Below are 26,583 nucleotides of genomic sequence, written 5' to 3'. Positions count from 1 at the left end.
GTTTTGAAAAATAGCCTTAATTGCCTGAAACAGGATTTACAAGATTCATCCGCACTGGGTTTTTATGTGAGGGTTTTAAATCCTGAAAATCCTGATTCAGACAAGTTCATACCGCTTTCTCACTTTTCTTTTATCTTTTCTAAAGCTCGACGTGCTTCCTGTTTTTCCCAATCATCCGTGAGCCTTTTCAATTGTTCTGTGTAATATTGCACAGGGTCAGTCAACGTTTTATCGTCAGTGTGATAATTCCCTGTTGTGACATTAAGCGCGAAAGTAGCAAATTTTTCTTGAAATAACGGTGTATTATAAGGCAACCAACGGTCAGTATTAATCAATAACGTATTTGCATTTTCCCAACGTTCTAAATCAATACTACCCGGATAAGGATTAATGCTATAACGCGCTTCTACCGTTTGCCCCTCAATCGGTTCTACCAATAATGGCGCGAGCAGAAAAACATCAATGGCGGGGTGTCCTTCCCCTGAAGACGCAACGGCTAACCATTCCCCTGTAGGCGAAATTTTAAAATCACTCACCCCATAAAAAGAAGCAGGCACAGTTAACGTGCGGGTGTAGGCTTGTGGACTGAAAAGAAACCAATGCGATTCTTGTTCGGTTCGAATCACACAAAGCTGTTGACAATTTTCTTCATCCATAAAAGATTGGCAAGAAAGGCTTGTCAGTGCTGGTGGCACTGTAACGGGTAAACAATCTGCTTGTACTTGTTGATTGAGAAAAAGGCATAAACAAAAAGCCAATTGTGATATAAGAGGTTTCATTTTTTTCCCCTCAATGTTTGTATGATGAAATTTCCTGCACAGAAAATTTTATTAATCGCCACGCGCCAAATTGGCGATGTATTACTAATTACCCCCTTATTGCGTTCCTTGCGCCGTGCTTACCCTGATGCACAAATTGATGTCCTTGTGTTTAAGGGCAAAGAGGGAATTTTAAAAGGGAATCCTGATTATCAACACTTATTAACAATTGCAGAGCGTCCCCACTGGCGCGAGCATCTCGCCTTACTTGCACGACTTTTCCGCCGTTATGATTTAGCTGTCTCAACCTTAGCAGGAGATAGACCCGTTTTTTACAGTTGGCTGGCAGCACCTCAGCGGGTTTCGATTGTTCCTCCTTTAGATAAAAAATCAGCATGGAAACGTTGGATATTGCAAGGCTGGACAGAATTGGATGATGAAAATACGCACACAGTCACGCAAAATTTACGCCTTGCCGATGTATTAGCCATTCCACGTTATTCAGCCGTTGTCGCCCCCAGTTTACCGACTGATATTGCTCAATTATCCACTTGTTTACCTTTTGCATGGCAAAAAACACCTTACGCTGTTTTGCACCTACTGCCGATGTGGCGTTATAAACGCTGGACATTGGCAGGTTGGGCGAATATTGCCCATTATTTACATCAGCGAGGATTAAAAATTATTTTGACGGGCGGGGGTGGGGAAACAGAATTAAAGTATTTAAGCGAAGCTATGCAAAAAATGCCTGATTCTGTTGTTAATCTAGCAGGACAATTACAATTTTCTGAAGTAGCGACTTTATTAAATCATGCAAAAATTTATATCGGTCCTGATACTGCAGTCACTCATTTAGCGGCGGCGGTGGGTGTGCCAACAGTAGCATTATATGGCCCGACTAACCCTGTTAAATGGTCGCCATATCCCTCAGATTATCAAGCAGATAGTCCTCCATTTTTAAAGCAAGGGTCGCAACGTTGCGGGAATGTATTTTTAATTCAAGGTGCGGGGGATTGTGTGCCTTGTCATCAAGAAGGCTGTGACCGTCATCGAGACAGTGATAGCCGTTGTTTACAAACCTTAGAACCTGCAACCGTGATTCAGGCGATTGTTACGTTTTTAACTTGAGTTCTGCGAGTTTTATAAAAAAACAAAGACCTGCTAGATTTTTAAACCCTAGCAGGTTTTTTGTCTGAATCAGAATTCACAGAATTTTCAGAATTAGCAGAATTAAAAAGCATGATTCACCTTAATTTTTTGGTTTAAGGATTTTAAATTCTGTGAATTCTGATTCAGATAAGCTGTTGTCTTTTTAAAAGAAACTCGCTGAACTCAGGTAACGCTAGTTCGGCGAGTGGCGAAAACCTTTTAGAATTTTTCAACTAAAAAACGTATGGTGGAATAGCGAAGCGTATTCCACCATACGATTTATAATCTGTTTTTGCTCAGTTTTTGCAGAATTTCAAGGTGGAATACGCTTCGCTATTCCACCCTACAACATTTAACCGCCTTTCTTTTCTACCTTTGCCCATGTATCGCGCAAGGTGACAGTGCGATTAAGCACTAATTGCGTGGGTTTACTATCGTATTCGTCCACACAGAAATAGCCTAATCGTTCAAATTGATAATGGTCTTCAGGCTTTGCCGTCGCTAAATCAGGTTCAACTCGACTATTGGTTAGAATCACCATCGACTCGGGGTTTAAATGGTCTTTATAGTCTCCGCCTGCGCCGTCTGGGTCTGCAACGTTAAATAAGCGGTCATATAAGCGTATTTCAACAGGAAGCGATTGGGTGGCAGATAACCAGTGAATTGTGCCTTTGACTTTGCGGTTGCTTTGGGGCATACCGTGGCGGGTTTCTGGGTCATAGGTGCAGTGAACTGCCAGCACTTCGCCCGTAGTAGGGTCTTTATCAACGCTTACACATTTGACAATATAACCATAGCGCAGACGGACTTCGCCATTGGGTTGCAAACGGAAATAGCCTTTCGGCGGATTTTCCATAAAATCTTCTTGTTCAATGATAAGCTCGCGGGTAAATGGAATTTTACGTGTACCTAACGCGGGTTTTTCTGCTAACCATGGGGCTTCCATGTATTCGACTTGTCCTTCAGGATAGTTATCAATGATGAGTTTTAAGGGACGTTGTACGCAGAAAGCGCGGGGAGCGGTATTGTTGAGGTCTTCGCGCACGCAGGTTTCTAATAATGCCATGTCGATACAGGTATCGGATTTGGTTACGCCAATCCGTTCGCAGAAATCACGAATGGCGGCAGGGGTATAACCACGACGACGTAAACCGCTGATAGTGGGTAAACGGGGGTCGCTCCAGCCATTGACGTAGTTATTCATCACTAATTCATTGAGTTTGCGCTTACTCATGACGGTGTAATTGAGTGATAAACGGGCAAATTCAATTTGTTGTGGGTGGCAAGGGGTTTGTAATTCGTCTAAAACCCAGTCGTATAAGGGGCGGTGGTCTTCGAATTCTAAGGTGCAAATTGAGTGGGTAATGCCTTCTAACATGTCGGAAAGGCAATGGGTATAGTCATACATGGGATAAATACACCATTTGTCGCCTGTCATGTGGTGGGACATTTTTTTGATGCGATAAATGACGGGGTCGCGCATGTTGATATTGGGCGATTGCATGTTGATTTTCGCCCGTAGCACTTGCTGACCTTCTTCAAATTCGCCACAGCGCATTTTTTCGAACAGGGCTAAGTTTTCTTCAATAGAGCGGTTACGATAGGGGCTGTCTTTGCCAACTTCGGTGAGTGTGCCACGATAGGCGCGGATTTCTTCAGGGCTTAGGCTACAAACATAGGCTTTACCCAGTTTAATCAGTTGTACTGCGTAGTCGTAAAGTTGGTCGAAGTAATCGGAGGAGTGGCGCAAGTTGCCTTCACCCCAATCAAAGCCTAACCAATGTACATCACGTTTAATGCTTTCGACATATTCCATTTCTTCTTTGCTGGGATTGGTATCGTCGAAACGCATGTAGCAAATGCCGTTGTATTCTAAGGCTAATCCAAAATTGAGGCAGATGGATTTTGCATGTCCAATATGTAGGTAGCCATTGGGTTCGGGCGGAAAGCGGGTTGCAACTTTTCCATTGTGTTTATTTGTCCGAATGTCTTCATTGATGATATGACGAATAAAATTCGGCGCGGGTTTCTTTTCTATATTATCGACGCTATCTGTGTTTGCGGTGTTGGGTGTCATTGTGGCTGCTTCAGTCATATCGTAACCTTAAAAAAATACAAAATAATATTGTTGTTAATCGTATTGTAGGGGTTTTGCGCGTTATCAGGCAATCTACAAGCATTGGGGTCTATTTGGCAAGGCTTGTTGTATCATTTGTTATTAATATGGGTATTAAAACTTAGACATAAATAAGGTTGGTGCTGAATGGTTTATCAGCTTTTTTGCGGGGGGGTATAGCGTTTGTTTGCGAACACGTAAGCAGGTCAACTACGTGTGAATCAATTTATTGATGTGTTAATGCAAAATTTCCTACCAATATTTGCAACTATTTTAAGGTGTTATATACGTTTGCGCATTTCAATGGGATAATCTGGCCATTTTGCGCGTAATGCGTCTAAACGTATTTTTGCTTGTGCGATGGTTGCATAGCAAAATCCTTTGCCTGCTTCACGCCATCCACCGCCACCTTCTTCTGCCCATTCGGTAGGTTTATTCTGATTAAACAATAAACAAATGATGTAACCTGTTTCCGCACCTTTATTTTCTTGAGTTTCGGGTAATTCTAAAGTGAATGCACTATCATCAAAGACAAAGGGGTCAGACGTTTTTTTTTGCGCCAAGGGTCTTGGCATTTCTGCTAAAGCAACTTGGTTGATAGTCTCAAGGTCGTGTTCTAAACGTTCTACATCTTTGCCTATTTTTTCATGTGTTGCGGTTGCTGATTGCGTCACTGTAAGCGGTTCATTTTCAGAAAGGGAGTTTTCTAAACGGGTAATTTCTTCTAAATCACGCAATTCAAACTCTTGACGTGATTGTTCTTCTTCAAGCTTTTTAAGACGTTCTTCTAGTTCGATTTCCGTTTTCGTCTTCATCATTCTTTTCCTTTTAGAATTGATAGTGTGCACAGTTGTCCAATCTTGTTGTGCTGTGTTCATATCATTCAAACTATTAACCTTAATATGACAAGTATATTGCAGTTGCTACAAAATCTATCATCAAGCAAATTATAAGCCATTTTATGGGGTTGGTTAGCTCCCATAGAGACTTTAAATAATTTATAAGTCAGTCAGTTACAACGATAGATTCGATAGTGTGTAAAAAACAGTTGCCCACTTGTGTTTGAAAAATATAGGGGCTGGGATGTTTATTCTAAAGAAGAATAGCGTAGGAAATGACCGTTAGCGTTTGTTAACGGGACAAAGTAGGGATGCTGTCTCTACCGATAGCGGAAAGAGGTAGATTTTTTTTAAACTGGATTTCTAACAGACGTAATTCTTTCTCTTGGCGGATTTGTTCATCTTCCAATTTTTGCAGACGTTCGACTAGTATGTGTTCCACGTTAATTGACTCGTAAAGTAGTAATTTGCACTTAAGGTATTTGATAGTTTTTGATTTTTTTTATAATTAAAACAATTCAGAAATGTACGGGATTATCCCTACAAGGTATGAGTTTACTAGATTTTTTTTAGGGGAGCGACACTTATTAATAACTTTAATATATTACATTAACAGGTGTTCAAGTTAAGCGAAAAGCATCTTTTAGCCAGAGAATGTCGGGGGCTGTATTTGTTGCAGAATGACTGAGTATCACGGCATCAAAACGGCAGGTAGGGAGTTGAACAAAGCGTTGTTGTTGCAGGTAATGTTGTGCAGTGCTTGCAATACGTTGTTGTTTTTGTGCAGTAATACTGCTAATGCCACCGCCATATTGTTGGTGTTGACGGTAACGCACTTCAACAAAGACTAGTATGTTGCCATCGCGCAAAATGAGGTCAATTTCTCCCCATTTGCAACGATAGTTTTGTGTTAATGGGGTGAGTCCCCGTTGTATCAGGTATTGTTGCGCGAGTTCTTCCGCCCAGCGTCCTTTAGATAAACGGGGAATAAGGTTCATTGTAGGTTGTATCCACTTTGTAAATTGGTGGGTATGCCATTGACAAAACGCGCCCAGACTAATTGGCGACGTACAGAACTTGTAGCGTCTAAAGATAAAAGCCCTGTTTGTCCTTGCCATTGACGATAGGGTTGGTTTGCAAGGGCTTGTACTTGTTGAGTCAATTGGTAAGCATCAATCCCAAAAGCATATAAGCGTTTAAATTGCGCGGTTTTATCATTCATGCTGTTGCCTAACATGGTTTGTAGTTGTTGGGCTTGGGCATCGGGTGCAATAATCCAAGGCATATCGCCAAAAATCACGCCGTTGAGGTCTTTATCCACTTGTGGATTGGGTGCGCCTGTATAGACATGTGAGGTGCTGTAAATAGGTAAACGAGTGGCAGCGTAGTAGTCAAAGTAAGGGCGTAATTGGCGCAGTTGTTGGGAAAATCCTGCCATAAAGACCATGTTAACCGTGGGATTTGTGGCGATACGTTTAACAGGTGCACTGAAATCATTTTTATAGGCTTCAATGGTTGCAATTTGCCCGCCTCGTTTTTGCCATTCCATCCGAAAGGCATTCAGCACCCGCCCGCCCCATTCTGTTTCAGGGTATAAAACGGCTGCCGCACGATACCCATCTGCCCATGCGCGACTGGCGACATTGCTGGCTTCGTCTTCAGGAGAAAGTCCAAATTGATAGAAATTAGCCGTATTAACAGGTACATCAATATAGTTAAGGGCAAGGGTTGGCACAGGTAGGCGAGATTGACTTGTCGCCAGTGTTTTAACGGCTTCTTTTTCTAAAGGACCAATGATAAAACTGACATCACCTTTTGCAGTGACTTGTTGATATACCTGTAATACATTGCTTGCATTAGTATCATAGACATTAATGCGGGGTTGTTGCCCTGTTGTGTTGTATAGCATGGCAAAAATCCCATCACGAATCGCTTCTGCTTGGGGTTTAAAATTGCCCGTTAGCGGTAATAATAATGCAATTTGTTGTCCTGAAAAGTTGTTATTTTGCGTTGTGTTGGACTGATTCCCCGCAACACTGTTGCTACCACCACGTAAGAGAGTTGCCACAATATAACGGTTTGCGGGATGATTGGGGTAGCTATTCCGCCACGTGTTAATGCTTTGTGCAAGTTGATTGCTGGGGGTGGTTTGTGTAATTTGGGATAAACTCACCCAACCTGAGAATATATCCCCTTGAATTAATGATAGTTTCCCTAACTCTTGTGGGGAAATCATGGATAAGGTACGCCAAATATTTTGTTGATTATTCCGCCCTTCAAACGGGTCTTTTTCTAATAAATCATCAACCTGTACTAACATTCTAACCGCTTCTATCCGATTACCTTGCGTCGCTAAAATTTCTGCTTGTAATTGATAGTATTGCGCCCGCACGTTACTGGGGAGAGCATCAGGGGTAATATGGCTTAAACGGTTATTCACTTCATCTAACCGATTTTCTGCTAATGCAACCCGTGCATAGGCAAGTTCGATTTGCATTTGCAGGGTTGTTGTTATGGGATTAACTTGTGTGAGTTCAGTTTTTGCCTGCTCTAACAATCCCCCATTAATTAAGGTATTGACGGCTAATAATTGATAAGTCTGTCGCTGTGGTTCTTTAACGCTACTGGCAAGGCGTAAATATTCACGGGCAGCCCCTGTATAATTCCCTTGTGTCTCTAGCCGTTTTGCCGCTTGAGTCGGGTCTATAATGGTAGGCTTGGTTGCATTGGTATTTTTTTCAGGAAATAGGGCAATATTTTGACAACCTGCAAGGGTTATCAAGACGCTTAAGACGAGAATGAGTCGACGAATGTACATAGGATGGAATCTTGAATCGTTGAAAGAATGTTGTTTGATGGGGTGATAAGCTATGCCGCTATTGCGGTCAATATATCCTCGGTTAGTTATTTACTATTTAATTATTCACGGTAAATCTTTTTTATCATAACGTATCTGAAGGAGAGATTCAGTGTTAAATACAACAGGGGTATTATATGTTGTTGCTACCCCTATCGGAAATTTGGCAGATTTTACCCTGCGTGCCCAACAAGTGTTAGAAAAAGTGCAGGTTATTGCCGCTGAAGATACCCGTCATTCTCGCCACTTGCTCACTCATTTTGGCATTAATACGCCATTACAAGCCTTACATGAACATAATGAAAAGCAAGCAACTGCGCAATTAATCAGTCGTTTACAAGCAGGTGAGTCCGTTGCATTAATCAGTGATGCAGGTACGCCCTTAATTAGTGACCCTGGACGGTATTTAATTGAAATTGCTCATACACAACATATTCAAGTCGTCCCCATACCTGGGGCAAGCGCATTAATCAGTGCTTTATCTGTCGCTGGTTTAAGTGCTGACCAATTTATTTTTGCAGGATTTTTACCCGCAAAATCAACAGCTCGTCAACAGGTTTTGCAATCTTTATCCGCAGAGACTAAAACCTTGGTGTTTTATGAAGCACCGCACCGCATTGTTGATTCTGTCACCGACATGTTGCACTGCTTTGGAACTGAACGTATCGGTATCCTTTGCAAAGAACTCACCAAATTATTTGAAACGGTACAGCGTGATTCATTAGCCAATCTATTGCTATGGCTAAATGAGGAAGTGGAACGGCAAAAAGGTGAATTTGTGATTGTAATACAAGGTGCACAACCACTGGATACACAAGCACTTAATCCAGAGGCTGAGCGAGTTATGCGTTTATTATTAACCGAGTTACCCTTAAAACAAGCAGCTAAATTAGCCAGTGATATTACAGGGGTCAGCAAAAATAAATTATATGATTGGGGATTAACCCAGCGTGATTAACCCCATTAATTTATGGTTATAAAACAGGTAGTTGACTGGGTTTAGAGAGATATTGTGTCGGTTGTTGTTGAGGGGAAAAAATCCGAATTTCCTGTTTATCCGCATCAACAGGCACATCTAAAGAAGCGAGCAACTTATCATAAAAACGTCGGACATTGTTGACAAAATAAACTGGCTCACTCCCACGCGCATAACCATGACGAGTCCGTCGATACCATTTTGGATCACTTAACAGCGGTAACATTTTTTTGACTTCTACCCAACGATAAGGGTCTAAACCCTGTTGACGAGCGAGTTGTTGGGCATCATACAAATGCCCCAAGCCCACATTGTAAGCGGCTAATGTAAAAAATGTTTTATCAGGTTCTGGAATATTCTCATTCAGTTTATCGCGTAACATTAAAAAATAACGAGCAGCCCCATCAATGCTTTGTATAGAATCCTCGCGGTCTTGAATATTCAGCTCTAACGCAGTTGCATGGGTCAACATCATAATGCCACGCACGCCCGTATAAGAAACTGCATCAGGATTCCAATGTGATTCTTGATACCCCATAGCGGCTAATAATCGCCAATCTAAGTTATACAATAAGCCAACTTGCTCAAAATGCTTACGATAAAATGGCAATCGCTCCTGTACATGACGATAGAATGTGCGGGTATCGACATAATCAAATTCAGCAAAATCAATATGCCCATAATAACGGTCAATTAAGCGATCTAATTCTCCAGAAGTGCGTAATTGGTTTAAAAAACGCATCGCTTCAACATACAAACTATCATCGCCTATCGTTCGCGGAAATGCCCACGCGACTAGCTCATCATCAGCAACTTCAAAACTCACTTGCAATTCAGGGAAAAAACGTTGCATTTGCATAATTTCATTGGTATGCAACAACGCGAATTTAATTTCCTCAGTATTGATTTTCTCCAAGACTTCCATTGGCGATAAATCAACGGTTTGCCATGTTAATTGTGGGTATTCTTGTTGTAAGCGTTTACATAAATCTACTTGACTAGAACCATTGATTAAAACTAATGGTGTGGTTTCATTTAAATCTGCCAAACTACGCGGAATATTCGGCATTGACTTACGATAAACCAATTGATGTGTGGTTTTTTGATAGGCGGGACTAAAACGGACTAATTCGCGTCGTTCTCGATTCACGGTTAATCCAGCGGCGGCGAAATGCACTTGTTGTTTAACAACCATCGGTAAAATATCCGCATAGTGCGTCGCCACAATCAGTTTTAAATTGACCCCTAATTGTGATGCAAAGCGTTGTGTTAATTCATATTCTAAGCCCAGTGCTTCCCCTTCTAAACCGATATAATACGTTGTTGGTCCCGCACGAGTCACAACAACTAACTCGCCTTGTGCTTTAATGGTTTCTAGTAACGTTTGCTCAGGCGAACAAAAAGTAACTACAAACCCCATTAAAATGATTGTCAATATTTTCATAACCATAACTCATAGATTCCAAAACATCCTTGTTATCTATGCAAAAGTTGAATTTTTGACACTCTAAAACAGGGCTTTTGTAAAAGCAATCTGGAAGAATCAGGATATTAGCAATATGCTAACCGCTTGCAGAACTAAATAGGGATTTAAATTTATTGATTCAATGAGTTAAACAATCTGCATAAATCGTGCTAATTTTCTCGGCAACCGATTCTATGGTGAATAAGTCGTTAAAACGTTGATAAGCCTGTCTTACAAATTGTTCGCGTTCATGAGGATTCGCAATCAGATGTTGTAAACCCGCGACTAAAGCAGGAACGCTATTCGGCTCAACTAACTGCCCTGTTTTTCCATCCTCCACAACCCACATCACGCCCGCGCCTTGAATTCGACTTGCAACAATAGGCTTGCCGTAATACATCGCTTCTAATAACACCATACCAAAGGCTTCCGTGCGTTCTAAAGACGATAAACAATAAATATCGCTCGTGGTAAATAAGCCCGCCAATTGCTGTGCATCACACCGCCCCAACAATGTGACACGCGCCTGTAAATCTAATGTCTTAATTAACGCTTGCAAACGTGGTTTTAACTCACCCTCACCCACAATACACAACTGCGCATCCGCTAAATTTTGCATCGCCCGAATCAGAATTTCATAGCCTTTATAATAAGTTAAACGTCCAACACTGAATAAACGGATTTTTCCTGCTTGCCATTGCTGATTTGCCCATGCAAGGGCGACATCGTCTGCTTTTGGTAAACGTTGTGACGCAATACCCAAGGGCACAATATGACATTTATCTTGCCACGGCGTTAAAGCAGGACTTGCTTTTAAGTAGGGCGGAGAAGTCACGATAATCGCTTGTGCTTGCTTTAAAAATCGTTGTTCAAAAGGACGATAAACTTGATAAGCCGTTTTTAACAATGGATGAAAATGAGAAATCACATCCGAATGCCAATGCACCACCCAAGGGCAATGCCGTGCACGTTTTGAGAACAACGCCCAAAAAGCGGAAGTATTCGGCAAATGAAAATGCAAAATATTAGGCTGATAGCGTTGAATCACCTTATCAAGCCAAACAGGAAATTGCGGACTAATTGGCGCGTATAGCAAGCGACCATAACAAGGGGCGCGGTAGAGTAATTGATTATCAGGGCGTTGCTCGGCTTGAACCGCAGAGAAAAAACGTTGCCAGTGTGGATGATGGTCATGAACTAACGCGGCAACGGTTTCACCCTGTCGCGTTTGTGCAGGCATTAAATCCGCCATGAAGTTTTCAATACCGCCATGAAAGGGGGGGAAATATTTGCCAATATGGAGAATTCGCGCCATAGCCTGAGAGAAAACGGGGAAAATGAGTAAATACCCTAGCATTTTAATGTAATTTTTACTACATAGACCCCTACAAAGCGCGTTTTTGCCCCATTTGTGTCGAGAGTTATTTCTTTTAATTATTTGTTTATACTAATTTATTCTGTATGGCATACCCCTTGCTAAATAAGAAAAAAACTTAAAAAAACAGCATCAGCATTTTGCAAGGGTGTCGATGATGACAAACAAGAAAACGGTTGTAATTGATGATACGACATTACGCGACGGTGAACAGTCTGCGGGTGTTGCCTTCTCGCTAGCAGAAAAACTAGCGATTGCGCAAGATTTAGACGCACTTGGCGTGCCTGAGTTAGAAATTGGTATTCCTGCAATGGGTGCAGAAGAATGTGAAAGCATTCGCGCTGTTGCAGATTTGGGGTTAAATGCGCGGTTATTGGTGTGGAGTCGGATGAATCAAGCCGATTTAGAAGCCTGTCGGCATTTAGGCGTGAATATGGTGGATTTATCTATTGCGATTTCTGACCAACAAATCGAGAAAAAGTTGCGTCGTAGTCGTGAATGGGTATTGCAAACCATCCGCGAATATACCCAACGCGCATTAGACATGGGCTTAGAAGTTGGCATCGGCGGTGAAGATGCATCCCGCGCAGATACCAGCTTTTTACTACAAGTTGCAGAAACTGCCCAATCTGCGGGTGCGCGTCGGATTCGTTTTGCGGATACCGTCGGCATTATGGAACCTTTCGGCGTGTTAGACCGTATTCGCCAACTGCGTGCACATGTTGATATTGAAATTGAAATGCACGCTCATGATGATTTAGGGTTAGCAACTGCTAATACATTAGCCGCAGTTTTAGGCGGTGCAACTCATGTTAATACAACGGTCAACGGCTTAGGCGAGCGGGCGGGCAATGCCGCACTAGAAGAAGTCGTTTTAGGATTAAAACGCTTATACGGCTATCAAATTGATATCGATATGCCCCGTTTTACCACAGTTTCCCAACGAGTCGCGCAAGCCTCAGGTCGTCCTTTAGCATGGCAAAAAAGCCTTGTTGGGCCGGGTGTTTTTACCCACGAAGCGGGCATTCATGTCGATGGTTTATTAAAAGACCCCTTGAATTATCAAGGTATAGACCCTGCGGAAATTGGCAGACAACATGAATTAGTCTTAGGGAAACATTCAGGTACACAAGCCGTGATTGAAATTTATCAACGCTTGGGTTTTTTCCTAAATGCAGAACAAGCGCACTTAATTCTGGCGCAAATTCGTTCTTATGTTACAACCACAAAGCAACAGCCTAGTTCCCATTATTTAGAATCCCTATATCGTTGCTTGCAGAATCAAACAACGAGTAGTAACGTCATCACACACTAAAATTGTCTTGATTCTATCGTTGATTAATAAACAAGGGCTGTGTGTGGCACATAGTCAAGGAATATGAACATGCCAGACCATGCTAAAAAGGGGAATGAATTTATGGTGCTTTATACAAAATCTGCTCCGACTGAAACGGAAGAAACAACCACCGTTACAATGACGGAAGACAGCAAACCCTTAGGATTTTTTGCACAATTACGCGAAGATGTCGCCTGTGTGTTTGACCGTGACCCCGCAGCACGGACAACTTTTGAAGTATTAACCACCTATCCCGGTGTACATGCGATTATTTTTCATCGCATTTCCCATTCCTTATGGCATAAAAACTGGCGTTATACGGCGCGTTTTCTTGCCTTCCTCAGTCGGATGTTTACCAATATCGACATTCATCCTGGTGCAAAAATTGGCAGACGGTTTTTTATCGACCATGGCATTGGGGTGGTTATCGGAGAAACAGCCGTTGTCGGCAACGATGTGACGCTTTATCACGGTGTTACCCTCGGCGGTACTTCTTGGAATAAAGGTCGTCGTCATCCGCAACTTGGCAATAATGTGCTTGTTGGGGCTGGGGCAAAAGTATTAGGGGCTATCAGCATTGGGGACAATGTACGAATTGGGGCGAATTCAGTTGTTGTGAAAAATACGCCCGCAAATTGTAGCGTTGTTGGCATTCCTGGGCGGATTGTTAAAGACAAAACCAAATCCTGTGATAAACCCTCACACGGGATTGATTTAGACCATCACTTAATTCCCGACCCTATCGGGCGCGCAATGAGTTGCATGTTAGAACGCATCGCCGAATTAGAAAAACAAGTGAATGGTGGCAAATCTCTAAAAGTTGCCAAAAGCAGTGAAGACCCCTGTCCCGCCTGTGAAGCCTTAGATGTCTGTGTGTGTGAAATCGATAACAAGAAAGATAAACAAGATAAAACCGCTGCGTGTAAGGATAAATCCGCCACCTGTTGATACCGTATAAAGATGGCAGGGTTTACACAACGAAACGTAAGCCCCGCCATTAAAAATAGACAATACCAATAAATGAACACACAAAGGGGACAACATGGATTTACTAGCCTTTGAGGCGCAAGAACTTTACTTTGATGAGCCTGTTAATGAAACCGTACAAGCTTTATTAGATAAAGCGGCTCAAAACTATGGAGAAGGCACGGCAGAACTGCCCTTATTACAAGCCTATTTATTTGAGCCTGAAAACTTAAGCGTCTTAGTCGCCCTCTATCGCTTCTTTTACTACCAACACCGGTTACAAGAAACCTTAGTGATAGCACAACGAGCGATGAAATTAATCGGCATACGCTTAAATTTTCCCGCAGATTGGCGAGCATTAACCCCCGCCAGTATTACGCCAGACATGTCGATTACCTTTGTACGCTTCTATCTATTCGCCTTAAAAGGTGCGGCTTATGTCAATTTACGGCTAGGCAATTTAGAAGAAGGCGGGGACATGTTAAATAAAATCCTAGAGCTAGACCCTGAAGACCGTTTAGGGGCAAAAGTTTTAAAAAATGTATTGGATACAGCGACACGCTTTAGAGTCGTGAAGTAAAACAAGATAGAAACTGATTATTGAAAAGAAAAAACCGTTTTAGCGTTAAATCATAAACTCGCTCTTTATACAACTGATAGTGTTTGTTAAGCCTTTGTGGAGTATGAAAAATGTGTTCTGCCTTATTAGATGAATTAAGTGAACTCAGTATCGATGAGTTTTTCGCAGCGACAGGGGAATCACACAACCCAACCGCCGATATTTACTTACTCGCAATGCAAGGCATAGGCTATTTAACCCCCACAAACACAAACCCAGAAACAAGCAACGACGAAACCATGCGTTTAGTCGTTTCCCATTAAAACGCTATTCGTTTTACATCAAACAAGGCGACAAAAGCCCCCTGATGTACAACAATCATGAGAAGGCAGGTATAAACCTGCCCATAAACCTGACTAAGCAAAAAAACCTTACAATAGAAGGAGTTTTAACCATGACGACTGACTTTGATGATGATTTAGAAGAACTCAGTTCCGCAGAAGACTTTTTAGAATATTTCAAGATTGAATACGACGCGAAAACAGTGCATGTCAATCGCCTCCACATTCTGCAACGGTTTCACGACTACTTAAAACAAGCACAAGACTCCATTCCTGAAGACAACGAAGTAGCGAAACGTGAAATTTATCACCGCCTCTTAACCCGTGCTTATCAAGATTTCGTCGAATCCGACGCGCTGACTGAAAAAGTCTTTAAAGTCTTCCATATGCACGAACCCCAACAAACATTCGTCCCATTAAACGACGTTTTTAAATAACCTTATCAAAACGCATGGGAATTTATCCCATGCCAGATTTATGGTTTTACCTGATGAGGTTTGCGCATGCTTCCTAAATATGATTATGGCGACCGTGTTCGCGTTATCCGCAACGTCCGCGACGATGGCACTTTTCCTGGTAAAGCGATAGGTGATTTTCTAGTCCGTCGGGGCAGTATCGGCTACGTGCAAAATGTCGGTTCTTTCCTACAAGACGAAATTATCTATTCTGTTCACTTTCTTGAAGAAAATCTCGTTGTTGGCTGTCGTGAAGAAGAATTAATTAGCGGGGATGACCCTTGGGTTCCCAGCAAATTCGAATTTCGTGACAAAGTCATCACCCTGATAACCCTTTCCGCAAAAGGTGAAGTTATCGCCGAAAAAGGCACAGAAGGGCAAGTCCTAAAAATCATCCGCGATAGACCCGAAGGCGTGATGTATCACATCCATTTCGGCGACGGTCGGCTGTTTATGATTCCCGAAGATGCCCTAGAATTTGCCCCGAAAAAAGAACGGGAAATGAAATATAGCCATGATGAAGCAGAAGAAAACGAATAGTTTTCACTGTCCTATCAGTGTGAAAAGGTGAATACGTTTCACACTGATACATCTGAATATTGATTTAATTAAGAATAATAAAATAAATTCAAGTTGTTAGGAGTATAGCTGATAATGAGTGCCATCATTCAAGATAATAACTTTTCTCGTGTTCCGACTGAATTAGCTTATTTAAGCTTACGGAGCGCGCTCAATCGTTATCAAAAACCCACCGCAGAACTCGATGCACATGAATTAAAAGTTATCCTCGACGAAGCTCATCGCCAATACCAATTAGAAAACTTGATACTAAATGCACCAGAAGCCCAAGGCGTAGTCGTTCCTGAACAACGCCAACAAGCCGCCCTGCAAGAAGTACAAGCCCGTTATGACGATGAACAAACATTTCACGACGACATCGCCCGCAACGGGATGAATATTGAAAATTTTCAACAAGCCTTACAACGTGAATTATATATTGAAGCCATCTTAGAGCGTGTTGGCGCAAATGCCCCCGCTGTTGAAGAACACGAACTCAAGGCTTACTACCACACAAACCCCGACAAATTCAACGCACCCGAAATGCGCACCGTGCGTCATATACTGATTACCGTAAACCCCGACTACCCTGAAAATACCTACGAAGCAGCACGGGAACGCCTACTAAACCTAGCAACCCGTTTACGCCGTGACTTAAAACGCTTTGAAAAACTTGCCCACAAATACTCCGAATGCCCCTCTGCACTACAAGGCGGGTTAATCGGCAAAGTGCTAAAAGGACAACTATTCCCCAGCTTAGACGCAACCCTCTTTACCATGAGAGAAAATCAACTCAGCGGTATCGTCGAGTCTGAAATGGGTTTTCATTTACTCTACTGCGAAAAAATACACCCTGCTGGCAATATCCCCTTAGTTGAAGCTCGTCCAAAAATCTTAGAATTGTTACAAAACCGCCGTCGGCAAATTTATCAAAAGAATTGGATTAAACAACTGCAACAGCAAGCGGCAAACTTGGAGAACGTATGATGACAACAACCCCTATTGCACACTGTTCTTTTTGTGGCATTGAAAAAACACCCACGACACCACTGATTGCAGGCGCAGAAGGCTATATTTGTGAAGCCTGTGTCCGTTTAGCCAATCAGGTTGTCACCAGTTGGGGACATAAACGTTCTTTAGCCGATTTACATGGACCATTACCCACCCCCGCCGCGATTAAAACCCGCCTAGATGAATACGTTATCGGGCAAGACTCTGCAAAAGAAATCCTCTCCGTTGCCGTTTACAACCACTATAAACGCTTAAAACACGAAAGCGAACAAGCCAATATCAGCGATAAAAACGACACCATCGATATTGAAAAATCCAATATTCTGCTGTTAGGACCATCAGGCACAGGCAAAACCCTGATTGCCAGCACCCTCGCTAAAATTGTCGGTGTCCCCTTCGCCGTTGCTGATGCGACCACGCTAACCCAAGCGGGCTATGTTGGTGATGACGTAGAAACCATTTTAACCCGATTACTCGATGTCGCTGAGGGCAACGTTAAACGCGCAGAATGGGGCATTGTCTATTTAGACGAAGTCGACAAACTCGCTCGCGCCTCCGAAAGTGCTACCGTTGTCCGTGATGTATCAGGGGAAGGCGTACAACAAGCCTTATTAAAACTGATTGAAGGCACACAAGTAAAAGTCCCACAAAAAGGACGGCGACGCGAAAACAACGAAGATGTGATAATGGACACCCGCAATATTCTCTTTATCGCAGGCGGTGCATTCGCGGGCTTAGAAGAATATGTGGCTAAACGGGTTAAACCTACCCATCAAGATATTGGTTTCCATGCTCAAATTGAAACCGAGCAAAAATTATCAACCAATCGACTCCTTGCTGAAATTCAACCCGCTGACCTCAAACGTTTTGGCATGATTCCCGAATTTATCGGACGTTTACCCATCATTGCTGTGTTAGAAGATTTAGACGAAGCTGCCTTAGTCCGCATATTAACCGAACCACGCAATGCATTGACTAAACAATATAAAAAGCTCTTTACTTACGAAAATGTCACCCTAGAATTTACCCCCGCTGCTTTAACCGCACTCGCTAAAAAAGCCCTAGCCCGAGGCACAGGGGCGCGAGGTTTACGCAGTATTATGGAACACGTTTTGCGCCGTTGTATGTTTGAACTGCCTTCCCGTAAAGAAGTCTTACGTTGTATCGTTGATGAAGATGCCGTCAATGGCACAGGGGAAATTAATATTATTGAAGAAGAAGCGGAAAAAGAAGCCGTTCGCGTCGGGCGTTAATTTAAATAATTTTGTTTTAGTACGCATCAATAGAACAGAGACCTGCTAGGTTTTGAAAACCTAGCAGGTCTGTTGGAACACGCGAAAAGGGTTGACGGACTGGCAGAGATTATTCTCTTGTTTTTCATCAAAATTCACCAGACAAGATTACAACATTGTCTGAATCAGGATTTTCAGAATTAACAGAATTAGCGGAATTTAAAACCCTTAAACCAAAAAGTAAGATGAATCATGCTTTTTAATTCTGCTAATTCTGAAAATTTTGTGAATTCTGATTCAGACAAGCCGTTGTTTCTTTAACAGAAACTCGCCGAACTCAGGTTAAATTTAAATCACTTTATGGTACGGTTACTATATCCCTTATAAACCCAGACTTTCCGTGACATTATTTAATACCCAATCTATTTGAGTATCTGTATTTAACGCACTGAAATCTACACCATCAAACCAACGGTCATAATGGACATAAAAGTCTAACGTTGCCGTGCGTTGTGTATTTGAAAGCACTAAGGGCGTGCTAAAACGTAACGATTGCGGGCGCGGGGTTTTGGCAATATCTAATTTGAAAGGAATCGCTTCTGTTGCACCTACTGGCAAATATTCCCCTTCGATATATAACACTCGATTTAATAAATTGAGCGTTTGCGGTAAGTGTTGCGTGTCTTCATCCGCTTTCATTAAATCAATTTGCATACCGCAATAGCTCGCAGGGGCGGGATAAATTTCTCCTAAAATTATGTTTTGCCCGTCTGCATCTAACAAATTGATGGCATTAGGTGTGCCTAATTGTGTTGGCGTTGTTTGCGCATGGGCTTGTGCATTGGGAATTAAAAGATTTAATAACGGATTCCACCAAGTTGCAAAGTCGATACTGTTACAATCAGTTTTAATGCTGACACTCCAAATCACTAAATAAGCTGTTTTTAACGTAATTTTTACGCCTTCATGGTTATAAAACGTTTTTGCTCCTGCGGGTGCGCTGAGTCTTTCACCCGTCGCGCTCAGGCTTTGGCGTGGGCTTGCGTTAAAAGTCACCGTGATGCCATCGGTTAAATCGCCTTCACTACTGCCACCACCACCGCCACAGGCAGAAAAGAGTAGGACAGACAGCATTAAACTGATAAAAAATAGGCGTTTAACCAATTGACTTGCGCTAAAAAAATTAAAAGTCATAAACAATCCCCGCTTGCCAGATACTGCGCTCGGTTTGTTCCCCATTTAATTGTTTAATCATGGGAATTTGTACGCCAAGGTTTAAAATTACGTCTTCTGTTATGGTGTACATCACTTTAGGCGAAAAAAACGCGATAAATCCGCCTGAATCAGGGTCATCAATATCGGAAAATTGGTTTTTCGCACTCCAACGGGCATCTATGCCTGCTTGTAACGCAACGGCATGATTCAACGCATATTGACCTGCAAACGTCAGGACTAAAGCCTCTCCTGCTTGAAAATCTTCAAATCCTTCAAACGCATAATGCAATACAACGCTGCTATAAAAGAAATAAGGAAAGGCATAATAGCCATACCATCCGCCCAGTTGTGGCACAACTGCCCCTGTTCCTGTTTGCACATCAATATCTAATGAACGCCCTGCATTGTCGGTTTGTTCGGGTGCAGTCGGTAAACGAATGCCCGCGATTAAACCCCACAAATGACGGTGCATATCTGTTGTTTCAGGCGTTAAAGTGAATTTTGTACTGAGTTCTATATCGCCAATGGCTTGGCTATCCTGCGTTGCTAAGTTAGCGTATTCCAAGTTTTTATCGACAAAAGGCAAACGAATGGCGAGATTTAAACGGTCATTCCATGCGTAACTTAACCCAATGGTTAAACGTCGTTCGGTCAATTCTGTTTGATTAAAACCTGCAATGCCAATGCGTTCTTGACGTTGTAAATAGTCAGCGGATAAGCGCAAGCGTCCCGTATAAGTCTTTTCTGTCCCCATCAGGCTTAATGTTGGGTCGCCTGCCATACAGGTTGAACAGGCTAATACAGGCGCAGGCAACAGGCTGTAACTACTGCTTATGAAATAGGAAAGGAGTAGAAAAAGTGTGTTTTTTCTAATAATTAGGGACATTGGCTATTCCTCGGCACATTGCCAAACGGGTCGCTAAAACGCTCATCGCAAATGAATGTCCAATCAGTTAGGCTTTTTAAATAATTGATTAAATCCTCTTTTTCACTGGCAGAAAGGACAAAACCAACTAATAAATCGCTACGATAAGGATTTAACGCGCCATCACCCGCATATTCGCCTGATTCAATCTTGCGCCCTCCGCGTGCGTAGTGGTCTATGACCTCCGATAAATTGGCAATAGAACCGTCGTGCATATATGGCGCGGTTAGCTCAATATTGCGCAGTGTTGGAGCACGAAACCGTCCCATGTCTTCAGGTTTAAAGGTAATTTCCCATAAACCCCGCCCATTTTCAGGATATGCCCCTGTTCCTCCAATGTTATATAACCCATTGTTATGAAATTCTAATTCAGTGAAAACGCTTTGCTCATGATTCGTCGATTGGGTGAAATTAAAACCACCATGACAGTGGAAACACTCTAAACGCTCTGAAAAAAATAATTCCATGCCTCGCTTTGCCGAATCTGATAAGGCAGTCGTTTGATTTTGATAAATTTGTTTATCATAAGGAGAATTGCCAGAAATTAAGATACTGACAAAACTAGCAAGGGCTTTGGCAACATTACCTGTTGTAAATGGGTTCGCTTCCGTGGGAAAAGCAGCCACAAATTTGCTTTTATAAATAGGTTCTTGTGCGAAACGCGCTAAAATTTCCGCTTCTTTATCGCTCCAGCCTAATTCGACGGGAAATTCAGCAAACATCGGTACAAGTGCTTGTTGATGCAAGGTAGTTAATAAAGGATTTGCCCAATTAAACGCAGAGTTATAAACAACATTGGTTAAACTCATGCTATTGCGGGGATGAGCTTCTCCCATTGCGCCCACATTGGTTTTTTTCCCATCGGTAAAGGCTTTATTTTGCTCGTGACAACTTGCACAACTGATTGTTTCGTTAATTGATAAACGGCGGTCATAAAATAAATACCGTCCTAAATCGACTTTTGCGTCACTCATCGGATTATCAGCTGGCACTTTGGGTGTGGGAAAACCCGTCGGTAATTGCCATGTAAAGCTGACAACAGGTGTGGTGCTGGGCGTTTCCGCTTCACTATTGACGGTGTCGCCTCCTCCACCTCCACCGCAAGCGGTCAGTGTTAAAAGTATCCATAACAACAGCGTGATTCGTTTTAACATCGTTAATCCTACTTCACGCTAAAAAAGGTTTGTGTTTCTTTTGGATAAGTAATGGCTGGGTTTGCCCCATCGTTATAAATAAAATCCAATCCTAATAAAGGGAAGATTGCCTGACATTCGGGGTCATTGTTGCCAGACATACAGCCCGCTGCGGTGTTTGGTGTGTTATAAGCCACATTACTTTGACGTAAGACATGCCCAATATCGGCAACAATCGTATGTTTATTTAACACATAGTTATCTAAACAAATTTGAGGCGTGTTAGCATAAGTGCAGGGAGCATCAGGTTGTTTTCCTTGCTTATTTACATCAGAGCAACCTGTACTGCCCAAATGCAAATGAAAGTTAGTTTTTAAGCCTTCAGGGTCGCCAATCCCGTCGACGCGAATAAATTTCCTGCCTGTTGTCCATGACCACAACATGCCCGTGACATTCAACGGGGAAGGAATACTGGCAGGGTCTGAATGATTTTCATCAAATGCCAATCCTACTTTTAAACAAATCCCTTGCTGATAATTACTAATTTTTTCTCCAGCGGGCAATGTGGCGACGATTTTAGTATTTATGTCGGCTGTCCCATTGACACAACCATTCTCAAAGTCTAATAACGCTACATCCTTATATTGCCATTTCCCATCCTGCACTAATTCTAAATTTATCAATGTTCCATCATTCCGCTTTGCTTGTACCGCAGACACATAAAAGCGAAAATCATTGATTTTATAAGCATCAGTGACCGCATTACCAACGCCTGTATAAGTTGTGCCACAGGTAAATGTCTTCGCATTGACTTCCGCAGAAAAGGGAATTTCTACCGCTGTTGCTGTCGTATTAGTGTTCTCGGTTGTGCTGTTATCATCATCTCCATTACAGGCGGTTAAAAACAAAGGCAAACATAAAGGTAAATACAACAGATATGGCATAAGACGCATAAAAATCTCCTTCAAGTAATCAATAAATTGAGCGAAGGCTTAACGCATGACTTATGCCAGAAAATTAATTATTTAATATCAATCTATTGGGTTATTTTAACTTTTAAAAGTGTGTGATTTAACACAATTTTGCGGGATTTAACAGAGCGGTTACGTTAAACGGCTTATTGATAGAATTCAGCATTGAGGACATGACACAAAAAAATTTCCTTCACGGTGTAATTTAATAACAATCGTGTAGAATGCTGTTGACTCTTTTCTCACAATCACGCGAGGAATTGCAATGGCTGATATTTATGTAGAAGAAAGATTAAAAAAGTTGGAGTCGCATCTTTTAGAAGAAAACGACGTATTAAGCGACATCGTGCAGATTTTTCGTGAGTTAGATAATGTCGGTTATGAGTTAGGCATTCTTAACGAAACCGAATCTTATGCAAATCATGTTTCTTGGTGGCCGATGATTTCCATCCTTGGCACTTTCTCGGCAGGCAAATCCTCGTTTATCAATGCTTATGTTGGGCATACGCTACAGCGCACGGGTAATCATGCGGTCGATGATAAATTCACGGTGTTATGTTTCAGTGGTGAAAATACATCGACAACCTTACCTGGTATTGCTTTAGATGCAGACCCCCGTTTTCCGTTTTATCAAATCAGTAAAGAAATTCAAGATGTACTCGCTCAAGATGGGCGACGCATTGATGCTTATTTACAGTTAAAAACCTGCCCCAGTGAGAAAGTACGCGGTAAAATTCTTATCGATTCCCCCGGTTTTGACGCAGACAGTCAACGGACATCTACTTTAAAAATTACCAAGCATATTATTAATTTATCAGATTTAGTGCTGGTGTTTTTTGATGCACGTCACCCCGAACCCGGTGCGATGCAAGACACTTTAAAACATTTAGTCACAGATACGATTAGCCGTCCCGATTCCAATAAATTCCTCTACGTGTTAAATCAAATTGATGTCACTGCCCGTGAAGATAATCCTGAAGAAGTGGTGGCAGCATGGCAACGTGCACTTGCTCAATCAGGGCTAACCGCAGGACGGTTTTATCGGATTTATAATCCTGAAGCAGCCATTCCAATTGAAAACCCAACCGTACGCGCACGCTTTGAAAGTAAACGCGACGAAGATATGGCAGAAATTAATAACCGTATGGAACAAGTCGGTATTGAGCGGACTTATCGCATTATCAGCATGTTAGAACAAACTGCGAAAGATATTGAACATACGATTGTCCCGCAACTGCGCCATTGGATAAAAGATTGGCGTTCAAAAACGATGCGGATTGATTTTGCGATTGTAGTCGCTTTCGCGTTGTTATTAACCGTGATTTATGGCACAACACAGCCCGATTTAAGTTTATTGCAAAACTTAGGCAGTTGGGGATGGACGGCAGTGATTAGCGTGTTGCTGATACTGTTTATAACCCTGCATATAAAAGTCAGCGGTTGGATAGCACGGAAAACCGTGCAAAAAATTGAGGCAAGTATGCCTGATAACCGCATTCGTGAGGCATTGTTAAAAGGGTTTGCAAAAAATATTTGTCATATCCGTATTACAAATGAGCCTTACCATTGGGGGCTGAGTTTGCAAAAGAAACTTGCTAAAGTTCTAGGAGCAACAAATAGTTATGTGCAAAAACTGAATGACCGTTTTACCAATCCATCAGGACGCAACAAAGCATAATTTGGTTTCGTCTCACCTCATCACATCAATGCAAGCGAACTGCTTGTATTGATGTTGTTTCTTTATTAGATTTTATTTAACTGTTTTGTAATGAATTTCTATCATCAAGCTCAATATACCCTTAGTGCTCATAACCTCTCCCAATTGCCTAGCGATACGGGGCGAGAAGTTGCCTTTGCGGGGCGTTCTAATGCGGGTAAATCCAGTGCAATCAATGCCATTACCCAACAAAAAGCCTTAGCCCGTACCAGTAAAACACCGGGAAGGACACAACAAATTATGTTTTTTCAACTGGATGAAAAACGCCGTTTAGTGGATTTACCGGGTTATGGATATGCGAAGGTTTCCATTACGATTAAACAACATTGGCAGAATACGCTAGAACGTTATTTGCAAACGCGAGGCAGTTTAAATGGCTTGATTTTATTAATGGATATTCGCCATCCATTGACAGACTTTGATAAAAATATGTTGCTTTGGTGTCAACATTCGGCAATGCCTGTGCATATTTTATTGACGAAAGCGGATAAATTAAGTTTTGGTGCAGCAAAATCGTCGCTATTACAAGTTAAAAATCAGCTTTCTGCGTTTAAAACCGATTCAACAGACATTAGCGTACAATTATTTTCTGCGCATAAAGCAACGGGAGTAGATGAAGCTCGAGCCGTACTTGACCTGTGGTTAGCCGTCGGTGAGCCGTTGGAGTCTTTATAAAAATCTAATATTAAGAATAAGCTGAGTTCGGCGAGTTTCTTTTAAAAAGACAACAGCTTGTCTGAATCAGAATTTTCAGAATTGAAAAGACAAGAAAATTAAAAGAATAAAAAATTATGTTTTTAATTGTTTTTAATTCTGCTAATTCTGAAAATTCTGTGAATTCTGATTCCGACAACTTGTTGTCTTTTTAAAAGAAACTCGCAGAACTCAGGTTGAATCTAGGACTGGCAGTCCTCCATGTCGTTTTATAATACGTTTACTATAGATAATTTTTAACAAAGACCTGTTAGGTTTTCCAAGCCTAATAGGTCTTTTTTTTACCCTAATCTATATATATCTGCTAAAGCGAATATATAATAACCCACCTCTTTTTCTTTATAGCTAACGGTGAATAAGCGATGAGCGCACAGTGTGAAATCGTGGTTAAACAAGCAAGTGGCGACCCATTGGGATTTTTTGGGCGTTATTTAACGCTATGGATTGCGTTATGTATTGGCGCGGGTATTTTGTTAGGAAATGTTTTCCCCGCTTTATTTACCCTGATTAGTCAAGTTGAAGTCAGTCATATCAATTTAGTGGTCGCCGTGCTGATATGGGGGATGATTTACCCCATGATGGTGAGCGTTGATTTTAGTGCGTTAAAACACATCGGCGAACGCCCAAAAGGTTTAATCATTACCTCTGTTACCAATTGGCTAATTAAACCGTTTACGATGGCATTATTAGGCATGTTATTTTTTAATCTACTTTTTAAACAGTGGGTTAATCCAGAAGATGCAAAGGCTTATATTGCAGGGATGATTTTGTTAGGCTCTGCACCTTGTACCGCAATGGTGTTTGTTTGGAGTCAATTAACCCGTGGTGATGCAACTTATACGCTGGTGCAAGTTTCTTTAAATGATTTAATCATGGTGTTTGCTTACGCACCGATTGTCGCGTTTTTATTAGGGATTAGTGATGTTATTGTCCCTTGGGAAACATTATTGCTATCAGTGGTTTTATACATTGTTATTCCGTTGGTTGCAGGTTATTTAACCCGTGTGCAATTGTTAAAACAACATAATGGCAATGAACAAGCTGTGAATCAGTTCACTGAGCATTTAAAACCCTTAACGATTATTGGCTTATTATTAACGGTCATTTTATTATTTGGTTTTCAAGGACAAACCATTTTAGAAAAACCGTTAATTATTCTATTAATTGCGATTCCGTTGACGATTCAAAGTTTAGGCGTTGCGGGGATTGCCTATTATTGGGCTTGGTGGTGGCGTGTGCCGTTAACTATTACTGCACCAGTGGCATTAATTGGCTCGTCTAACTTTTTTGAATTGGCGGTTGCGGTAGCAATTAGTTTATTTGGTTTACAGTCTGGTGCTGCCTTAGCAACGGTGGTGGGCGTGTTGGTTGAAGTGCCTGTGATGTTGTTCATTGTGTATTTAGTGAATAAAAACGCGGCAACTTATGCACGGAGTATTGCACAATGAATACTGAGCGTACTTATCAAGTGTTATTCGTGTGTATTCATAATAGTGCGCGGAGTCAGATGGCGGAGGCGTGGTTTAATCAATTTGCGCCCGCCCCTTATCGGGCGGAAAGTGCAGGTTTAGAAGCAGGTTCTTTAAATCCTTGGGTTGTGCAGGCAATGCAGGAGGTTGATATCGATTTACGGCAGAAAGGCACGCAAACGGTGGACACGGTGATAAAGTCAGGTAAAACTTTTGATTACGTTATCACGGTTTGTGATGAAACCAGCGCAGAACGTTGTCCTGTTTTTCCTGCACGGACAACGAAACGATTGCATTGGAGTTTTCCTGACCCTTCACGTTTTGTAGGGACAGATGCGGAAAAATTGGCGCAGGTGCGCGTTGTCAGAGAGACGATTAAAACGCAAATACTGGCTTTTATTCAGCAGTTGGTGCAACTTGACCTGTAGAAAAGACTGCTAGTCCTT

At 41.9% G+C, this 26,583-nt stretch carries 26 protein-coding genes; 14 read left to right on the top strand and 12 right to left on the bottom strand.

What is annotated here, in order from left to right:
* Positions 1-119: 119 nt before the first annotated feature.
* A complete protein-coding gene (locus tag BEGALDRAFT_RS02845) occupies positions 120-779 on the bottom strand; it encodes a hypothetical protein (RefSeq protein ID WP_002683485.1) in 660 nt (219 codons plus the stop codon).
* 21 nt (positions 780-800) lie between these two features.
* Here BEGALDRAFT_RS02845 and BEGALDRAFT_RS02840 point away from each other — a divergent pair, with 21 nt between their 5' ends.
* Complete coding sequence (locus BEGALDRAFT_RS02840) at positions 801-1,886, top strand: glycosyltransferase family 9 protein (protein ID WP_002683482.1); 1,086 nt, start codon at positions 801-803, stop codon at positions 1,884-1,886.
* Between the two features lie 373 nt (positions 1,887-2,259).
* Here BEGALDRAFT_RS02840 and BEGALDRAFT_RS02835 read toward each other — a convergent pair whose 3' ends face one another.
* The 5 genes from BEGALDRAFT_RS02835 to BEGALDRAFT_RS02820 all read right to left on the bottom strand — a co-directional run bounded on the left by BEGALDRAFT_RS02835 (position 2,260) and on the right by BEGALDRAFT_RS02820 (position 7,680).
* Positions 2,260-4,002 carry a glutamine--tRNA ligase/YqeY domain fusion protein gene (locus BEGALDRAFT_RS02835; protein ID WP_002683480.1) on the bottom strand — a complete coding sequence of 581 codons (1,743 nt, stop codon included), beginning with the start codon at positions 4,000-4,002 and terminating at the stop codon, positions 2,260-2,262.
* 302 nt (positions 4,003-4,304) lie between these two features.
* Positions 4,305-4,841, bottom strand: a complete 537-nt coding sequence (locus tag BEGALDRAFT_RS02830; RefSeq protein WP_157237539.1) for a hypothetical protein — start codon at positions 4,839-4,841, stop codon at positions 4,305-4,307.
* A gap of 313 nt (positions 4,842-5,154) precedes the next feature.
* Positions 5,155-5,304 carry a hypothetical protein gene (locus BEGALDRAFT_RS19105; RefSeq protein WP_157237538.1) on the bottom strand — a complete coding sequence of 50 codons (150 nt, stop codon included), beginning with the start codon at positions 5,302-5,304 and terminating at the stop codon, positions 5,155-5,157.
* A 178-nt stretch (positions 5,305-5,482) separates the two neighbouring features.
* Positions 5,483-5,860: a YraN family protein gene (locus BEGALDRAFT_RS02825; RefSeq protein WP_002683477.1), complete on the bottom strand. Its 378-nt coding sequence runs from the start codon at positions 5,858-5,860 to the stop codon at positions 5,483-5,485.
* Positions 5,857-7,680, bottom strand: a complete 1,824-nt coding sequence (locus BEGALDRAFT_RS02820; RefSeq protein WP_002683475.1) for a penicillin-binding protein activator — start codon at positions 7,678-7,680, stop codon at positions 5,857-5,859. The genes BEGALDRAFT_RS02825 and BEGALDRAFT_RS02820 overlap by 4 nt, the downstream gene beginning before the upstream one ends.
* A 151-nt stretch (positions 7,681-7,831) precedes the next feature.
* On the opposite strand from BEGALDRAFT_RS02820, the gene rsmI reads away from it, so the two are divergent.
* Positions 7,832-8,677, top strand: coding sequence for a 16S rRNA (cytidine(1402)-2'-O)-methyltransferase (rsmI, locus tag BEGALDRAFT_RS02815; protein WP_002683473.1), 846 nt, complete (start codon positions 7,832-7,834; stop codon positions 8,675-8,677).
* Positions 8,678-8,693: 16 nt separating this feature from the next.
* Here the strand turns inward: rsmI and mltF are convergent, their stop codons facing one another.
* Positions 8,694-10,139 carry a membrane-bound lytic murein transglycosylase MltF gene (mltF, locus tag BEGALDRAFT_RS02810; protein ID WP_002683471.1) on the bottom strand — a complete coding sequence of 482 codons (1,446 nt, stop codon included), beginning with the start codon at positions 10,137-10,139 and terminating at the stop codon, positions 8,694-8,696.
* A gap of 160 nt (positions 10,140-10,299) precedes the next feature.
* A complete protein-coding gene (locus BEGALDRAFT_RS02805) occupies positions 10,300-11,517 on the bottom strand; it encodes a glycosyltransferase (protein WP_198284598.1) in 1,218 nt (405 codons plus the stop codon).
* A gap of 172 nt (positions 11,518-11,689) precedes the next feature.
* Here BEGALDRAFT_RS02805 and nifV point away from each other — a divergent pair, with 172 nt between their 5' ends.
* From nifV to clpX, 8 genes are all read left to right on the top strand, one after another.
* The gene (gene nifV / locus BEGALDRAFT_RS02800; RefSeq protein ID WP_002683467.1) at positions 11,690-12,850 is read left to right on the top strand and encodes a homocitrate synthase; all 1,161 of its coding nucleotides are present in this window, start codon (positions 11,690-11,692) and stop codon (positions 12,848-12,850) included.
* 69 nt (positions 12,851-12,919) lie between these two features.
* Complete coding sequence (gene cysE / locus BEGALDRAFT_RS02795) at positions 12,920-13,819, top strand: serine O-acetyltransferase (RefSeq protein WP_002683465.1); 900 nt, start codon at positions 12,920-12,922, stop codon at positions 13,817-13,819.
* 94 nt (positions 13,820-13,913) lie between these two features.
* Positions 13,914-14,417, top strand: coding sequence for a hypothetical protein (locus tag BEGALDRAFT_RS02790; RefSeq protein ID WP_002683464.1), 504 nt, complete (start codon positions 13,914-13,916; stop codon positions 14,415-14,417).
* 110 nt (positions 14,418-14,527) lie between these two features.
* Positions 14,528-14,719 (top strand): hypothetical protein, encoded by a 192-nt coding sequence (locus BEGALDRAFT_RS02785; protein WP_002683463.1) that lies wholly within the window; start codon positions 14,528-14,530, stop codon positions 14,717-14,719.
* Positions 14,720-14,850: 131 nt separating this feature from the next.
* Entirely contained in the window at positions 14,851-15,174 is a 324-nt protein-coding gene (nifW, locus tag BEGALDRAFT_RS02780; protein ID WP_002683462.1) for a nitrogenase-stabilizing/protective protein NifW, read from the top strand.
* 66 nt (positions 15,175-15,240) lie between these two features.
* Complete coding sequence (locus tag BEGALDRAFT_RS02775) at positions 15,241-15,732, top strand: nitrogen fixation protein NifZ (protein ID WP_002683460.1); 492 nt, start codon at positions 15,241-15,243, stop codon at positions 15,730-15,732.
* 114 nt (positions 15,733-15,846) lie between these two features.
* Entirely contained in the window at positions 15,847-16,737 is an 891-nt protein-coding gene (gene nifM, locus BEGALDRAFT_RS02770; protein WP_002683459.1) for a nitrogen fixation protein NifM, read from the top strand.
* Positions 16,734-18,014: an ATP-dependent Clp protease ATP-binding subunit ClpX gene (gene clpX, locus BEGALDRAFT_RS02765; RefSeq protein ID WP_002683458.1), complete on the top strand. Its 1,281-nt coding sequence runs from the start codon at positions 16,734-16,736 to the stop codon at positions 18,012-18,014. Before nifM ends, clpX begins: the two co-directional genes overlap by 4 nt.
* Positions 18,015-18,374: 360 nt before the next feature.
* Here the strand turns inward: clpX and BEGALDRAFT_RS02760 are convergent, their stop codons facing one another.
* Genes BEGALDRAFT_RS02760 through BEGALDRAFT_RS02745 form a run of 4 tightly spaced genes read right to left on the bottom strand, consistent with a single transcriptional unit; the run spans position 18,375 to position 22,219 of the window.
* On the bottom strand, positions 18,375-19,187 hold the full coding sequence (locus BEGALDRAFT_RS02760; protein WP_002683457.1) for a hypothetical protein: 813 nt from the start codon (positions 19,185-19,187) through the stop codon (positions 18,375-18,377).
* Entirely contained in the window at positions 19,177-20,094 is a 918-nt protein-coding gene (locus BEGALDRAFT_RS02755; RefSeq protein WP_002683456.1) for a hypothetical protein, read from the bottom strand. The genes BEGALDRAFT_RS02760 and BEGALDRAFT_RS02755 overlap by 11 nt, the downstream gene beginning before the upstream one ends.
* Positions 20,085-21,287, bottom strand: a complete 1,203-nt coding sequence (locus tag BEGALDRAFT_RS02750; protein WP_002683455.1) for a methanobactin export MATE transporter MbnM — start codon at positions 21,285-21,287, stop codon at positions 20,085-20,087. The genes BEGALDRAFT_RS02755 and BEGALDRAFT_RS02750 overlap by 10 nt, the downstream gene beginning before the upstream one ends.
* An 8-nt stretch (positions 21,288-21,295) precedes the next feature.
* On the bottom strand, positions 21,296-22,219 hold the full coding sequence (locus BEGALDRAFT_RS02745; RefSeq protein ID WP_002683453.1) for an MbnP family copper-binding protein: 924 nt from the start codon (positions 22,217-22,219) through the stop codon (positions 21,296-21,298).
* Positions 22,220-22,502: 283 nt separating this feature from the next.
* On the opposite strand from BEGALDRAFT_RS02745, the gene BEGALDRAFT_RS02740 reads away from it, so the two are divergent.
* The 4 genes from BEGALDRAFT_RS02740 (at position 22,503) to BEGALDRAFT_RS02725 (ending at position 26,565) form a co-directional block, all read left to right on the top strand.
* Positions 22,503-23,915 carry a dynamin family protein gene (locus BEGALDRAFT_RS02740; RefSeq protein WP_002683451.1) on the top strand — a complete coding sequence of 471 codons (1,413 nt, stop codon included), beginning with the start codon at positions 22,503-22,505 and terminating at the stop codon, positions 23,913-23,915.
* Between the two features lie 90 nt (positions 23,916-24,005).
* Positions 24,006-24,629 carry a ribosome biogenesis GTP-binding protein YihA/YsxC gene (gene yihA, locus BEGALDRAFT_RS02735; RefSeq protein ID WP_002683450.1) on the top strand — a complete coding sequence of 208 codons (624 nt, stop codon included), beginning with the start codon at positions 24,006-24,008 and terminating at the stop codon, positions 24,627-24,629.
* A gap of 401 nt (positions 24,630-25,030) precedes the next feature.
* Complete coding sequence (arsB, locus tag BEGALDRAFT_RS02730; RefSeq protein WP_002683438.1) at positions 25,031-26,116, top strand: ACR3 family arsenite efflux transporter; 1,086 nt, start codon at positions 25,031-25,033, stop codon at positions 26,114-26,116.
* Positions 26,113-26,565 carry an arsenate reductase ArsC gene (locus BEGALDRAFT_RS02725; protein ID WP_002683436.1) on the top strand — a complete coding sequence of 151 codons (453 nt, stop codon included), beginning with the start codon at positions 26,113-26,115 and terminating at the stop codon, positions 26,563-26,565. Before arsB ends, BEGALDRAFT_RS02725 begins: the two co-directional genes overlap by 4 nt.
* Positions 26,566-26,583: the final 18 nt, after the last annotated feature.

The sequence above is a fragment of the Beggiatoa alba B18LD genome, assembly GCF_000245015.1.
GTDB lineage: Bacteria > Pseudomonadota > Gammaproteobacteria > Beggiatoales > Beggiatoaceae > Beggiatoa > Beggiatoa alba.
The sequence above is the reverse complement of the archived record's forward strand: the minus strand, read 5'-3'. Positions and strand labels throughout refer to the sequence as shown.